Origin of the sequence: Arthrobacter sp. 2MCAF14, assembly GCF_052115645.1 — a bacterium.
Classification (GTDB): domain Bacteria; phylum Actinomycetota; class Actinomycetes; order Actinomycetales; family Micrococcaceae; genus Arthrobacter.
The window spans coordinates 1-13846 of the sequence record NZ_JBFRHB010000065.1; the positions used below are offsets into that span (position 1 = coordinate 1).

The 13846-nt window shown below is 60.5% G+C and carries 12 protein-coding genes and 3 pseudogenes; 8 read left to right on the forward strand and 7 right to left on the reverse strand.

The window, feature by feature from the left end:
- The coding region (locus AB4074_RS23755) for a hypothetical protein (protein ID WP_441415115.1) at positions 1 to 209 on the reverse strand (209 nt) is incomplete at its 3' end.
- A gap of 462 nt (positions 210 to 671) precedes the next feature.
- Between AB4074_RS23755 and AB4074_RS23760 the strand changes: the two genes are divergently transcribed.
- From AB4074_RS23760 to AB4074_RS23780, 5 genes are all read left to right on the forward strand, one after another.
- Positions 672 to 1823, forward strand: coding sequence for an acyl-CoA dehydrogenase family protein (locus tag AB4074_RS23760; protein ID WP_441415587.1), 1152 nt, complete (start codon positions 672 to 674; stop codon positions 1821 to 1823).
- A 213-nt stretch (positions 1824 to 2036) separates the two neighbouring features.
- Positions 2037 to 2810 (forward strand): electron transfer flavoprotein subunit beta/FixA family protein, encoded by a 774-nt coding sequence (locus tag AB4074_RS23765; RefSeq protein WP_441415588.1) that lies wholly within the window; start codon positions 2037 to 2039, stop codon positions 2808 to 2810.
- 28 nt (positions 2811 to 2838) lie between these two features.
- The gene (locus AB4074_RS23770; RefSeq protein WP_441415589.1) at positions 2839 to 3810 is read left to right on the forward strand and encodes an electron transfer flavoprotein subunit alpha/FixB family protein; all 972 of its coding nucleotides are present in this window, start codon (positions 2839 to 2841) and stop codon (positions 3808 to 3810) included.
- Positions 3807 to 4739, forward strand: coding sequence for a cytochrome b/b6 domain-containing protein (locus tag AB4074_RS23775; RefSeq protein WP_441415590.1), 933 nt, complete (start codon positions 3807 to 3809; stop codon positions 4737 to 4739). Before AB4074_RS23770 ends, AB4074_RS23775 begins: the two co-directional genes overlap by 4 nt.
- Positions 4740 to 5848: 1109 nt before the next feature.
- Positions 5849 to 6214: a MarR family winged helix-turn-helix transcriptional regulator gene (locus tag AB4074_RS23780; protein ID WP_441415597.1), complete on the forward strand. Its 366-nt coding sequence runs from the start codon at positions 5849 to 5851 to the stop codon at positions 6212 to 6214.
- 187 nt (positions 6215 to 6401) lie between these two features.
- Here AB4074_RS23780 and AB4074_RS23785 read toward each other — a convergent pair.
- The 5 genes and pseudogenes from AB4074_RS23785 to AB4074_RS23805 form a co-directional block, all read right to left on the reverse strand.
- Positions 6402 to 6592: pseudogene (locus tag AB4074_RS23785) on the reverse strand (IS3 family transposase); the annotation flags it as partial.
- A gap of 60 nt (positions 6593 to 6652) precedes the next feature.
- Positions 6653 to 6739: pseudogene (locus tag AB4074_RS23790) on the reverse strand (SOS response-associated peptidase); the annotation flags it as partial.
- Positions 6714 to 7277, reverse strand: a complete 564-nt coding sequence (locus tag AB4074_RS23795) for an SOS response-associated peptidase family protein (protein WP_441415591.1) — start codon at positions 7275 to 7277, stop codon at positions 6714 to 6716. The pseudogene AB4074_RS23790 and the gene AB4074_RS23795, both read right to left, overlap by 26 nt.
- Before the next feature lie 636 nt (positions 7278 to 7913).
- Positions 7914 to 9278 (reverse strand): annotated as a pseudogene (locus AB4074_RS23800) (IS1380 family transposase).
- Positions 9279 to 9414: 136 nt separating this feature from the next.
- Complete coding sequence (locus AB4074_RS23805) at positions 9415 to 9666, reverse strand: hypothetical protein (protein ID WP_441415592.1); 252 nt, start codon at positions 9664 to 9666, stop codon at positions 9415 to 9417.
- Positions 9667 to 9773: 107 nt separating this feature from the next.
- On the opposite strand from AB4074_RS23805, the gene AB4074_RS23810 reads away from it, so the two are divergent.
- Genes AB4074_RS23810 through AB4074_RS23820 form a run of 3 tightly spaced genes read left to right on the forward strand, consistent with a single transcriptional unit; the run spans position 9774 to position 13522 of the window.
- Positions 9774 to 10883, forward strand: a complete 1110-nt coding sequence (locus AB4074_RS23810; RefSeq protein ID WP_441415593.1) for a sugar ABC transporter substrate-binding protein — start codon at positions 9774 to 9776, stop codon at positions 10881 to 10883.
- A 30-nt stretch (positions 10884 to 10913) separates the two neighbouring features.
- The gene (locus AB4074_RS23815) at positions 10914 to 12476 is read left to right on the forward strand and encodes a sugar ABC transporter ATP-binding protein (RefSeq protein WP_441415594.1); all 1563 of its coding nucleotides are present in this window, start codon (positions 10914 to 10916) and stop codon (positions 12474 to 12476) included.
- Complete coding sequence (locus tag AB4074_RS23820; RefSeq protein ID WP_441415595.1) at positions 12473 to 13522, forward strand: ABC transporter permease; 1050 nt, start codon at positions 12473 to 12475, stop codon at positions 13520 to 13522. The genes AB4074_RS23815 and AB4074_RS23820 overlap by 4 nt, the downstream gene beginning before the upstream one ends.
- A gap of 141 nt (positions 13523 to 13663) precedes the next feature.
- Here AB4074_RS23820 and AB4074_RS23825 read toward each other — a convergent pair.
- A partial coding sequence (locus AB4074_RS23825) for a hypothetical protein (RefSeq protein ID WP_441415596.1) occupies positions 13664 to 13846 on the reverse strand: 183 nt, incomplete at its 5' end.

Sequence of the window (13846 nt, forward strand, 5' to 3'; positions counted from 1 at the left end):
GAGATGCCATGTTCCATGACCGAGACCATGATGGCCTCAAGGACGTGGGCCTGACCTTCGGTTGGTAATCGACCGCTGATCAGGAGATATGCGAGTTCACCAAAGCTGCGTTTGCCGATCATTGAGGTCAGCAGGTGACCGCGAATGAGGACATCGTCGTCTCGCACTTCCGCTATGTCCGTTGACCAGTCGTCAGTTGTCGACGCCATGGGCGCCTTCCTCTCGTAGAGATGTATGGTTCGAGCTATCGTGGTCGAGGTGCTGGAGGACGAGAGTCCCGGCCGGGTCCTGATCCATGACCAGTGGAAACAGGTAGGGGTCCGCCCGGGGTGGGCGTTCGATGGCTTACCACGAGACCAGCTGCACCTTTAGGACCCATGGAATCGCATCCACAAAAGATGGTATCGTATCCAGAAGTGAAAATCGAGGGGATTGATTGCGGTTCTAGTGTATTGACATGAGAGCGCATCGCCGTACTGCTCGACAAACTTGGCACCTCCGAAGATGGTCGCCGTCTTGACGGACATTCCCACGAGCAACTATTAGGTGTATCATACAATCAACGTGGCCGCCTTGGATCACCCCTAGGTGCAGCAGCACCGCCCTTCGCCTAAGGCGAGGCCACTAGTCCATCAAGTCCATCAAGGCAGACACCTAGGAACTTATCCCCCATGATTGACCGCACACTCTACGAGGATGACCATAACGCCTTCCGCAGCTCGGTCGCCCAGTTTATTCGGCGCTCCATTAGCCCCAATGTTGATGAGCATGCCGCAAGCAAACGAATTCCGCGCGAAGTCTGGCAGGACGCAGGCAAGCACGGTTTCCTTGGCCTTGAGGTTCCTGAGGAGTACGGAGGAAGCGAAGCTGGCGACTATCGGTTCAATGCGGTATTGCTCGAAGAGCTAGCGAAAGTCAACCTAGCCCTTGCATCATCGATGAGCATTCATTTCGATGTGGTCGGACCGTATCTCGTTAAGCTCTCGACGCCTGAGCAGCGTAAACGCTGGCTGCCCGGGTTCTGCGACGGCTCCATCGTCACGGCGATCGCCATGACAGAGCCTTCCGCCGGGTCCGACCTGGCCGCCCTCCGAACCTCTGCCGTAAAGGCCCCGAACGGTGGCTGGATTCTCAACGGATCCAAGATCTTCATCACCAATGGAGGTTCTGCGGACCTCATCATCGTGGCCGCCCGAACGACTCCAGATAGCCGCGGGAAGGGAATCTCTCTCTTCGCTGTCGAAGCGTCGATGCCGGGCTTCAGCCGCGGAACGCCACTCGACAAGGTGGGCCAACCTGAGGCCGACACCGCCGAGCTCTACTTCGACAATGTCCACCTCACTGAGGGCCACCTGATCGGAAGCCTCGACGGCGGATTCGGCCACATGATGCAGCTACTTCCACAGGAGCGTATCGGCGCCGCCGTAACCAATCTCGCACACGCCCGGCAGATCCTCGACGAGACGATTGAGTATGCACGCGATCGCCAAGCCTTCGGCCAAGCGATTGGGTCGTTCCAGCACAACAAATTCCTGCTCGCGGAACTCGTGACAAAGACTGAGGTGACCCAGGCATACGTCGACCAGTGTGTCGCCGGGCAAGTCCGCGGAGAGCTCTCCGCCGTCGATGCCGCAAAGGCCAAGTGGTGGGCCGCGGACGTACAGAATGAGGTTCTCGACCACTGCGTCCAGCTGTACGGAGGCTATGGATTTATGAACGAATATCGCGTCGCCCGTGCCTGGAAGGATGCCCGCGTCACTAAGATCTGGGCGGGCTCAAACGAGATCATGAAGAACATCATCGGACGCGACCTCGGCTTCTAGAGCATGATTGCCTGAGTGCCGGCCTGAGGCAAGTATGACCATGAGCCCTGGTCATACTTCAACGTTGATGGGGCCCCTTCGAGGTCGTCCAAAATGCCTTCTGCAATGGTAACACCGGGAATTTTCGCTATGGGAGTCCGTTTGCGCCTCGCCTCTCGCAGGCGGCGGCCGCCCGACCACCGTCGGGATATCCATGTATCGAAGGAGTAGCCAGTGAAAATTGTTGTACTGATCAAGCAGGTGCCCGACACATATGGGCAGCGCACCCTGCAGGCCGACGGCCGAATTGATCGTGAGCGGAGCGACGCGGTTATCGATGAGATCAGCGAGCGTGCAATTGAGGTCGCGCTGCAGCGGAAGGACGCTGACAAGACGACCGAGGTGATCGTCCTGTCGATGGGTCCGGAAGCGGCGACGGCGGCCCTTCGGAAGGCACTTTCGATGGGAGCCGACTCCGGTGTGCACGTTCTCGACGACGAGTTGATGGGGGCGGATGCTGTACGTTCCGCCCTGGTCATCGCAAGGGCGGTTGAGCGGGTAGGCGGTGTTGATCTGGTCCTGGCGGGAGATGCATCGACCGATGGCCGGGGTGGTGTTATCCCCGCCATGGTTGCGGAGCACCTGGGCCTGCCTTGTCTGGCCTCGCTTAACGGACTGCAGGTGGGCAACGAGGTGACAGGAACACAGGCTACCGAGTCGGGTACGCGCGAAGTGTGGGCGGCACTCCCGGCCGTCGTGTCCATCACCGAGAGCGCAGACGAGGCGCGTTTCCCCGGCTTCAAAGGAATCATGTCGGCCAAACGCAAGAAGATCGACGTGACCTCGCTATCTGACCTCGGAATCGATCCTTCTTTCCCCGGCGTGGCCCGCTCGATCGTCCTTTTCACGGCGGCACGTCCCGCCCGCAAGGCCGGCACGAAAATCCACGACCTGGGCGTCGCAGCCGACAAGCTTATTGAATTCCTCGTTGCCGAGCGACTTCTTTAAGCCCCTAATAGATTTGGAGAAAATCAAGATGTCAAACGTTCTTGCTTTCATCGAGGTCTCCCCCGCGGGCACGATCCGTCGTTCGTCGGAGATGTTGATCGGTGCTGCCGGTTCCATAGGCACGCCGGTTGCGGTTGCAGCTGTCGCGCCCGGGCAAGGTGCCACAGTGTCCTCGCGTCTGCGTGAGTTGGGTGCAGCGCGAATATACATCGCCGAAACTGATGCCGCGACGACCACTGTCGCAGCCGCCCAGGTTGCCGCGCTTCAGGCTGCGGTGACCGAGTACATGCCAACTGCTGTGCTGACCGCGAATACTCTGGACGGGGCTGTGGTCGCGGGTCGACTGGCGGTCCGCACCGGCGGAGCGCTACTGCTCGATGTCGTCGGAGTGCACGCCGACGGTGACAGGGTCGTTGGGTCCCATTCAGTGTTCGGGGGTGCCTACAACACCAACACTACGGTCACCGGAGGCCTGACTATTGCGACGGTAAGGCTCGGTGCGATCGAGAATGTCGCGCCGGCAGCAGCCTCAGAGACCAGCACTGTCCCCATCGAGGTCGACACGTCGAAGTCAACAGCCATCACTGCAGTAAACGACGAGACGATCGCGTCCACTCGCCCCGACCTGCGAGAGGCGACCACTGTCGTTTCAGGTGGCCGCGGTGTCGGCTCAAAGGAGAACTTTTCGATTGTGGAAAACCTCGCCGACGTGCTCGGTGCTGCCGTGGGTGCGTCACGGGCCGCCGTGGATGCCGGATATGTGCCACATTCCTACCAGGTAGGGCAGACCGGCATTACAGTGTCACCGCAACTCTATATAGCGCTCGGCATCTCGGGTGCGATCCAGCACCGGGCCGGAATGCAGACTGCAAAGACAATCGTCGCCATCAACAAGGACAACGACTCCCCCATCTTTAACATCGCTGACTTCGGCATCGTCGGAGATCTCTTCGAAGTGGTACCGAAGCTTGTCGAGGGAATCAAGGCGCGGCAGAAATGACGAGCAGCACTCTGCAGAAGAAGGGCCAGCGCAGCCGCTGGTTCACGCTTGTGTGGATGATCCCTGCCGCGTTGGTCCTGCTGACTGCGATTGTGTTCGGCGCACAGTGGCTGCGCACTCTCTCCGGAGTGCAATCGTTCGTGACCAACTACCCTGGCCACTTCCAACTGCCACCCGGAGCACCCGAGGGCTTCCCCGAATGGTTGCAGTGGAGCCACTTTTTCAACATGCTACTGATCCTAATGATTATCCGCAGCGGTTGGCACGTACGCACCACCGAGCGCCCCCCCGCCTACTGGGCCCGAAACAATCGGGGGCTCATCCACACCAAGGGCAAGCCAAACAAGATCAGTCTCGACCTGTGGCTGCATCTGAGCCTTAATTCGCTGTGGGTCGTTACCGGGATCGCTTTCTACGTCCTACTGTTCTCGACAGGCCAATGGCAGCGGTTGGTGCCAACCTCATGGGAGCATATCCCCAACGCACTGTCGGCCGCGTTGCAGTACGCATCTCTCGACTGGCCGCTTGAAAATGCGTGGGCCTCATACAACAGCCTACAAATGATCACGTACTTCGTGACCGTTTTTATCGCCGCCCCGTTTTCAATCATCACGGGCATCCGCATGTCGGGCGCGTGGCCTAAGGACGCCAAAATCAACAAGGTATACCGCGTCGAGATAGCTCGGGCGATCCACTTCCCCGTGATGCTCTACTTCGGGCTGTTCATCATCGGCCACGTGACCCTCGTGTTCGCCACCGGTGCATTGCGCAATCTCAACCACATATTCGCCGGGCGGAACGACGAGAGTTGGGTCGGCTTCTGGTTCTTCGCCGGAGCCCTCGTGCTCATGGCGGTGCTGTGGGTATCCGCCCAGCCCATCCTTCTGCGGCCAATCGCGTCGCTGACAGGATCTGTAACCAAAAAATGACCGTCTCGACACAGGACGTCAGATTAACGAAACCGTAGACGGGAGGCTCAATGAAGGCCGGATTACAGATTCCCCGAAATCACAGCGTCATCGCTGTGATCATCGAATGGCGGGACAGAATTGCCCTGTTCAGAAGAAGCAGTCTCCTTGGCTATGACAGTGGTCTTTGGCATCGCATCACGGAGTTATGGAAGTAGGGGCAACAAAACTCTCGAAGAAGTTGTCTGAAGAAACCGGGCTACATGCCGAAGAACTTTTGGAGCTCCCTTAAGATCCGGATCTGGTAGTTGCCGACGACTTCGGAACGCTCTGGCTCGTTGTCAGCGAGGCCGACTCCTCTGCACTCCGGATTGCGGCAGACGGCAACAGCCCTCGCCAAATGTTTAAAGCATCCGGAGGTTACGAGGTATGGGTCACTCCGCAAGAACTACTTGTAGGGCTCAACTATCGGATGACTGCCAACCAGATCTCCGGAGCACCGTCGGCGTGGAGTGTATCGCCGGCTGCCCAAGTTGAGCCGACCGACCATCAGCCGTCCCGAGCAGTAAATGACTCTACCGGATTGCGAGGAGCTCCAAACGCGGGCGCGCAGCCAGCCTCCTGAAACACAGCCTCAGGGCAACTGACTGAGCGTCAACCCCCCGCACAAGTTGGTGGCGTTCAAGCACAGCCACGTCCATGTGCGGGCGAAGCGGTTGTAAGCCAGTGCAGGACTTGACCACCGCAGGCGTATCGTGTCACCGGTGCCAATCTCAATCTGATGACGGATGGATCGACGTGTAGAGACGAGGGCTGGATATTCTATTCGTGTATTGTGCATTCAACTGCTTTGTACGACCCGCAAAGGCCAGGGGATCTCCTGCATGCGCATGTTTGGGGTTGAGCGTAGTGACCGGGAGGAAAAACAGCGTCCACCGTGACTTAGGCCAAGGCAAGCTTGGAAACGAGGAAGGGCACTTATGGGAACGACAGCATCGGTCGGCGATACCGTTGAGCTTAATCCAAGTCAGCGCGTGATTGATGAGGCGTTGGGATCTATCATTCGCTGGTCCCTCTATGAGTTCCACGCACAGTTAGTGGAGAGGTCGGGCGTCTCCATAGATCGTTCCATGATCTCGATCCTCACTCGATTGTCAGCCACTGGGACGCTCCGGATCTCTGATCTCGCAAGTCGTCTTGGACTCGACAGGTCCACCCTCAGCCGGCAGGTAGCGGCAGCGGTGGCAGCTGGCTACGTTACTAGAACAACCGATGAATCGGACTCTCGTGCATATCTTGTGTCGATGACAGATGAAGGTAAGGCAGCTTACCGGGCGGTACGCCGGGCCAGGACTCGCATCATGGTGGAATTGACTCGCCAAATGAGCTCGTCAGAAGTGGACCAAGTCTCCGATGCACTTCCGATATTGGCGCGCGCAATCGAAAATTTGCCGACTCCGCGGGTTCCGAGCCATAAGCCGGCGCTTGGGATTTGATGGCAGCGTTTCGCCCGGGGCGCACGTGGAATGAGGCAGTACTTCCAGTTCGCAGGGCCCGCACGGCGACGGCCGATAGCATTTTCTATTTGGATGCCCCAGGGAAATCTCGGCACCAGCATCCTGTCGCATCCATCACTATGCGAGTCAAGGACCCTCCGGGAATACCGGTACGGACAGTCTCACTGTCCGAGTGCACCACGGCCCTTGCCGGGCGACGTGCCCGGACTGCGTTCTCCAGTGCGGCGACGGCAAGCGAGGACTTCATCCGGGCGTCCATCGACCAACGATCCTTCCGGAATAGACATCCTTCTCCCCGCAAAGTTAGAGCTTCCCCTCGGCCGTGCGGTGTTCGGTGATGCCCGTCAACCACAGCTCCGGGATCTTCTCGTCCTCAGTCTTCTGCCACTCGTAATAACCCTCAGCCGGGACGCTTGCACGGCGCTTCACCGCCGCCTTACGGAAGGACGGCTTCTCCAGGATTGATTCGCTCCGGGTCTTAATCAGCTTGGAGCCGATCTTGATGTCCTTCGCTCAGGACGGGACCAAGGCCCCAGCGGGCAATAAGCAGATGCCGGTTAATCGTGTCCTCATCCAACCGTTCGGCAATGATCGGCACGCTCTGGGTCGGCGCAACATTCCAGCTCGGCCGCGGCGGGCTTCCCTCGACCTCTTTGGCCTCGAAATGGCTCAGAAGGTCACCCGCAGCTTTGGAGACCACGTATCTTCCGCACATACAGCCCATTCTGCCCGAGAGCCACATGGCATACTTGCCCCGCGCACGCGTCCAGGCACGAAGCAAACGCACAGCGTTACGGTTCGCCTTGTTATCCAGCACGAGCACGAACAGAAAGAGGGCGCCGCCGGTAGGGCCGCCCATCAACTCATTTGAATATCTCCGGCTGGGTCGGCGGTTCCAGTTTTCGTTGACGAGTGGTTTCACGGGCGCCGGTTGTTTGGCGGTGACAAGGGTTTCGAGTCGGCCCGTGAGGGAGAGGATCTGCCGTGACAGGGCGGCGGGTCTGATCTTGCAGTAATCGGGTTTCATGCGCAGGACGGCCATGGGTGAGACGCTGGGATCGGCGTTTGTCCGGTGTCGCCGGGGCGTCGTGCTTCTTGGTAACCTTGGCTCCCACGCGGACCTTGGCGGCGAACTCTTGCTGGGGCAGCTGGAAGTAGGTGAAAATCCGGTTTAGGTCCCAGTCCTGGTTCAACAGGTCCAGTTCCGCGGCTGTGTCGCAGCGCAGATAACCGACGAGTTCACGGACCCTGGCCCCGTTCTTCTGCTCGACGTGGGCGCCTTCTTGTTGCTGGGCCGGGAGCGGGTGAACGTGATGTGATGTTCAAGGCAGAAATCGAAGAGGTTGTAGTTGATGAACTCGCTGCCGTTGTCCGAGCTAAACCGAATTCGGTTTAGCGTGGATTATGCCGAGGAAAACGCTAAGCCGAGGAACTGCTGCGGGGCCCATGTCTGGCGGGGAACGCAGATTCTATCCTCGGCTTAGCCTCGGCTTAGCCTCGATCTTTCACGAGGCAGGATTCCGGCGGGGTCAGGGCTTACTGGCTGCCTGACGTTCCTGATTTTTGCATGCGGGCGTGACAAATTGGCCGCTGTCCGGTCGCGGCGGGTCGTGATGGTTCCACGGCCATCGTTTTGTGGTTCTTGTTCCTTTCTTCCGGCTGGCTGAGGCGCGCGCGGCTATGGTGGGCTGATGGCCGCAATCCGCTTCAGTCCCTTGAGAAGCAGTGCTGTTTCGGGGGCGTTGGCGGCAAGGTGAACGGTACCTGGCGAGCGTGCCGGCTGATTTTGGCGGCGATTTCCAGGATCCTGGTCCGGAGTTTCTTCGGTTCCCACCGTCGGGCCGGGGTGCCGGTGAATGCGAGCATTTGGGTCCAGGCCATGAGTTCGGCGGCGAGCATGACCAGGTGGCACCAGAGCGTGTTGGCCGCGAAGGAATGCAGGGGCAGGTTCGCCAGTCCGGTGGCTTTGGCGTTCCGGATCCGGTCTTCGCACCGGGCCCGCAGCCGGTGGCGGACTTCCAGGTCCGCGAGCTGGCCGCTCTTCTGGTTGGTCGCGAAGGCGGTGTAGCGCATCCCGTCGATGTCGGTGATCCGCAGCTGGGCGCCGGGGTGGGGTTCTTCCTTGCGCACGATGACCCGCATCCCTGCCGGCCAGGACGAAAGGTCCAGCATGCCGGTGATGTCAGCGACCCCGGCCCCGTCGCGTTCTGCGCCGTCGCTGTTGTCGGCCCGGGTCCAGGCTTTCTTCGGGATCCTGGGCAGGGCCGCTTCGACTGCGCCGTGGATTGGGGAACCCGACCGTGTAGCCGAGGTTCCGGTGCTTGGCGGAGAGCCAGTGCAGGAACCCGTGGGTGCCGCCGGCGGAATCGGTGCGGATCATGACTTTCCGGCCCGAACGGTGACCGGCGGGCAGTTGTTTGAGCGCGTCCTTGGTCACGGTGATGTGGTCCGTGGCGGTGTTGGATCCGGCGTTTCCCGGGCGCAGCTGCACCGCCAGGGGTTCCCCGGTCCCGGCGGTGCCGTGGTCGATGAAGGCGGCCAGCGGGTGGAAACCGTAGCCTTTCTTCCATGTGGGTCTTGCTTCTTCTTAGCCCGAGTGGGAGGCGATGAGCGTCGCGTCAAGGTCCACGATGAGCGGGTCCTTCCCCGCAGTGGCCCAGACATGGGCCCGGGCCGCGGCCCTGGCAGCACTGATTGCTGCCAGGGCTTTCGTTGGCCTGGCCGTGGAGAGGGCCTTGATCAGACGGCTGATCGTCGGGTCCGAGGCCACCCGGCCGTTGACCTGCGGCTGCGAACGGAGCCGGTCAACGTCGGAGACGCAGTCACCTCCGGTGGCCAGCGACAGGACCAGATCGGTGAGGATCTTCCCCGGGTCATGGCGGGCGAAGGGCTTCCGCCAGGGCTCCAAAGCCCCCGAGAGCCCGACCCCGAGTCCGGATACGTGGACCGTCCGGGCCAGGACCAGCCCGCCAGCCTGTGACACCACACCGCCACCTGTGGAATCAACGCGGACAGACGGATAGAAACCGGTAGAGTTACTCACCAGAAAGGTGCTCCCTTTGAACTGCGGATAATGAGGCTTAGACACCATCATTTTCCCAGCTCAGGAGCACCTTTCGTCGTTTTAACACGCGGCCGGCGGCGGCCCTCATGAAAGACCAAGGTTAGTGCTTGCGGGTTCACCGGAGGGTGTAGAGGATTTGCAGTTTCTCTTCGCTGAGCCATTCTGTGTCGTCGGACCTGATTCCGGGCGTTGCGGCGTTCATGGCTTCTTTGATCGTCTCCAGGGTGGCGAAGGCGAAGAAGGCCGAGGTGGTGCTCGCGCTTTGAGATTGACATCGTATCCAGAAATCAGTGCAATCCCTCGCCGGTCCATTGACATCGTATCCAACGGTGCCGTAGTGTTCCTTATCGGCCGTGAGGAACGTCACACTGGCGGTCGGAGTTGCGGCACGACGTTAGTTCCTTGGTTTCGGTTCCAAATTGTTGTCGTGCGGTTCCCACAAATGTCGATCTTTCGGATCAGAGGAGACAGACCATGCAGATGAGAAATAGCTGGAAGCGCGCGGCAGGCGTCGCGGCGGCGTTCGTGGTGGTGGCAACTGTTGCTGCGGGTTGCAGCAGTAGTAGTAACGCTGGGAGTAGCTCGGAGTCCGGAGCGTCGTCGACTGGCGGTATGGCTGCCGCTCAGGCGCAGGTCAAGAAGTTGGCTGCGAATCCGGCGTTGACCGTGAGCCCGCTTCCCGCTCCGCCGAAGGCATCGACCTACGCGATCCAGGTCAATTGCACTATCCCGGCGTGTGCTCCCGGGGCGATGAAGCCCGCTATGGCTGCTCTTGGTTGGCGGTTCCAGGAGATGCCCTATGACATCTCCAAGGGGCCGTCGGCTCTGCGGCAGGCGCTCACTCAGGCAATCGCGGCCAAGCCGGACGTCATCTTGTACGGCGCGAACTTTCCCGAGGCAACCTTTCAACAGCAGGTTGATGAGGCGACCAAGGAAGGGATTAAGTTCGTCGACATCGGTGGCGCACTCACGCCTGGCTACAGCGCGTGCATCCAATGCCAGGAATCTCTAGGCGCGCTCGGTGCTACGGCGGCGGATATCGCTTTGGCCGACGCAGGCGCCAAAATTGACATCGCCGTGGCGTCCGATAACAGCATTGCTCCCCTGAAAGCCGAAGCGGACGGTGTCAAGCAGGAGGTTGCCCGGAACGGGGACGGGTCCCGCGTCTTGGACGTGCCCCAAAGCGTCAATGCGACGCCCGCAGACAACGCCTCGCGGATCGTGAGCTTCCTGCAACGCAACCCGAGCGTGAAGTACGTGATTGCGACCGAGCAGTTTGTGAATCCCGCAGCGCTCAACAGCGCCGGTGTCGGGTCGGGAGTCAAGCTCGTGGGTATGTACCCGCTGAACGCCTCCGATGTGGCCGCTGTCAAGAATGGCCAAGTCCTTGCTTACTCCACGGGCGAACTCGCATCCCTCTACTGGCGAGCCGCGGACGCTGCCGCTCGAGCGGTTCAGGGTGTCAACCTGGACCCCAGCGCTCCCATTCAGAGCCTGCGGGTGATGGACAAGAACAACGCCGATGTCAGCTTGTTGGATCCGGCGAACTACCAGGACATCTACAAGAAGGCCTGGAACCAGTAGATGGTGGGCTCGAAAGCATCTGAGGGCTACGTGAATGCAACGACGTCGACGCTGGCTGCCAACTCAAAGCTGGTCATCGAAGGTCTGACGAAGACCTTCCAGGGGCAGCGCGCGCTCGATGGGGTGTCGTTGGACTTGCGCGCTGGTGAGATTCACTGCCTCCTGGGTCAGAACGGATCGGGCAAATCCACGCTGATCAAGATCCTGGCGGGTTTCCACTCGCCGGATGGCGGCTCCGCGTTGATCGATGGAGAGCCGATCGAGTTGGGATCTCCTCTTGATGCACATCAGCACGGGCTGCGGTTCATCCATCAGGATCTCGCGCTGATCGATTCGCTCTCAGTCGTCGACAACCTTGCACTCGGGGAGTCGTACGGCGGAAGGTGGTGGCTTTCTGAGCGCAAGGAGCGACAGCGTGCGCAACGGATCTTCAGGGACTACGGCGTCGATATCGACGTCGGCGAAATCTTGGGGGGGATCAGCGCGGCCAGCCAAACCATGACGGCGATCGTGCGCGCTCTTCACCACAGTGATGCAGCGCGCGGGATTCTGGTCCTCGACGAGCCGACGGCGTCATTGTCCGAGCAGGATAAGGACCACCTCTTCGGCCTACTACGCGAGATCAGAGCGCGTGGGGGGACGCTGCTGTACGTAACCCACCGCCTGCACGAAGTCTTCGAATTGGCAGATCGTGTCACCGTGCTGCGCGACGGACGCAAAGTGGCGACCCGGGAGGTTGACGAGTTAGACAACGACAGCCTTATCGAGTTGATCCTCGGACGCCCATTGGAGGCGGTCTACCCAGCCGCGCCGACTCCCGGCGCCGACAGCGTGTTGGAGGTGGATGGACTCAGCGGTGGTGATCTTAAGGACTTCACGGGAACGGTTCGGGCGGGCGAAATCGTGGGCATCGTTGGGCTGGCTGGCTCCGGGAGCGAGGAGATCCCTCATCTGATCTTCGGCGCTCGGCGGCGAAGTGGCGGTGAGATTCGCATGATGGGCAAGGCGATCGAGCCCCGGTCGCCATGGGATGGCATTCGAAGTGAGCTGGCATTTGTGCCCGGTGATCGCAAGCGTCTTGGTGTGATTGCCAACTGGACCCTGCGAGAGAACATCACCCTGCCGCGCGTGCGTGGGCGTGGGCCAGCGCGTTGGTTGGGCCGCCGTCGGGAGTCAGAGGACGTTTCCCCGTATTTGACGCGATGCGAGGTGAAGCCCAACGACCCAGAGGCGACAATCTCATCTCTCAGCGGGGGAAACCAGCAGAAGATCATGATCGCGCGCTGGCTACGAGCCGGTGCGAAGGCTCTTCTGCTCGAGGAGCCAACCGCCGGCGTCGACGTGGGCAGCAGGAGTGCCATCTACAGGCAGTTGAACGAAGCAGCAAGCGGAGGGACAGCAGTGCTGATGACAACGTCGGATCTGGAGGAGGCCTGCGCGGTGTGCGATCGCGTGTACGTGATTCGCGGCGGTCGTGTAGGCGCCATCCTTACAGCGGAACAGCTGACGCCGGACAGACTGCTTGGCGAAGCGCTGCGGCCCGCCGACTTTTCAGGAAACATTCGTATCGAAACCGGAACGGGGCTCGCATGAGCACGCAAACTGATGAAACTACGACGGACGTAACGTCGCGGCGCGCGGCGGCACCTCGCAAAGTCTCTGGGATATTGGAGCACCTGCGGTTTGGCCGGTTCTCTGGCGTCTACTTCTTTGCGGTCATCTTCGTGATCTTCGCTATCTGGGTGCCTGACACCTTCCTCACGTCGGTTACGTGGAAGGAGATCCTCTTAAGTCAGGCATTGACCGGTATTCTCGCATTGGCGGTTCTGACTCCACTTGCTACTGGGATGTTCGACATGTCAGTGGGTCAGACGATGGGATTCAGTGCCGTGGTATTCGGATCCGTGGTGCCGCATCTCGGGCTCATTCCTGCGGTCCTCGTCACCCTGGCGGTAGGAGCCTCCGTCGGAGTTTTCAACGGGTTCCTTTGTGGCATCCTTGGCTTGGACAGCTTGATCGCCACACTCGGCACGACATCGCTGCTGACCGGCCTCGCTGCCGTTATTGCAAACGGCGCTTTCTTCGGCCCCTTTTCGCCCGCGGTGACGGGTCTCACGTCTGGATCTGTCTTGGGCGTGCCCATAATCGCGGTGTACATGCTGATTCTCGCGGCGATCGTGTGGTATGTGTTGGAGCACACACCGATCGGTAGGCGGGCATCCGCGACCGGAGCTAATCCGGACGCGGCCCGCCTCTCCGGAGTCCGAATCCGAAGGTTCAGGTTCTGGAGCCTCGTCAGCTGCAGCACAATTGCCGCGGTTGCCGGTGTCATGCTCGCTTCCTCGCTGAACAGCGTGAGCCAGACAGTCGGACCCGAATACCTGCTGCCAGCATTCTCCGCTGCCTTTCTCGGCACCACACAAATCAAGCCCGGTCGCTTCAATGTTTGGGGCACAATCGTTGCGATCCTCCTGCTCGGCACCGGTATCCAAGGCCTGCAGTTGGCGGGAGGGGACATCTGGATCACAAACATCTTCTTCGGCGCTGCCTTGATCCTGGCTCTCTCGACGTCGCTGATCGTGCGGCGCGCGCGGGGGGGCCGCGAAGTCAAGGCGACCCAGGCAAAGGCTGATGGCTGACGGCTGGACGTGCCGCCCCTCTGCAGGAGATCGGCGCCTTCGTGGGCGTGCGGGTCGCGCGATGACGAACGGGAATAGTAGATCCATGAGTACTACAGAGTCTGGTATCGGCGCCGATACTTTGAGGAAGGTGCTCAGTTACTACCCGACCGGGGTGTCGGTGGTCACGGGCAACTCGCCCTCGACATCTACACCGAAGACGGCGCGACTGTAAAGTGTGACCCGGCAACGCAGGTCGGTCTCCAGGAGACGGCGCGGCTCGTCGAGTGCTTGGGCCGCCGTATCGTATCCGGGGTAGGAGACGTGCGCGGACTTGGGCAAGTA

What these genes read in the sequence shown, in the direction of transcription:
- AB4074_RS23760 (WP_441415587.1), top strand. Translation starts at nt 672, where the DNA reads ATGATTGACCGCACACTCTACGAGGATGACCATAACGCCTTCCGCAGC.
- AB4074_RS23770 (WP_441415589.1), top strand. Translation starts at nt 2,839, where the DNA reads ATGTCAAACGTTCTTGCTTTCATCGAGGTCTCCCCCGCGGGCACGATC.
- AB4074_RS23775 (WP_441415590.1), top strand. Translation starts at nt 3,807, where the DNA reads ATGACGAGCAGCACTCTGCAGAAGAAGGGCCAGCGCAGCCGCTGGTTC.
- AB4074_RS23780 (WP_441415597.1), top strand. Translation starts at nt 5,849, where the DNA reads ATGATCTCGATCCTCACTCGATTGTCAGCCACTGGGACGCTCCGGATC.
- AB4074_RS23795 (WP_441415591.1), bottom strand. Translation starts at nt 7,277, where the DNA reads ATGGCCGTCCTGCGCATGAAACCCGATTACTGCAAGATCAGACCCGCC.
- AB4074_RS23810 (WP_441415593.1), top strand. Translation starts at nt 9,774, where the DNA reads ATGCAGATGAGAAATAGCTGGAAGCGCGCGGCAGGCGTCGCGGCGGCG.
- AB4074_RS23820 (WP_441415595.1), top strand. Translation starts at nt 12,473, where the DNA reads ATGAGCACGCAAACTGATGAAACTACGACGGACGTAACGTCGCGGCGC.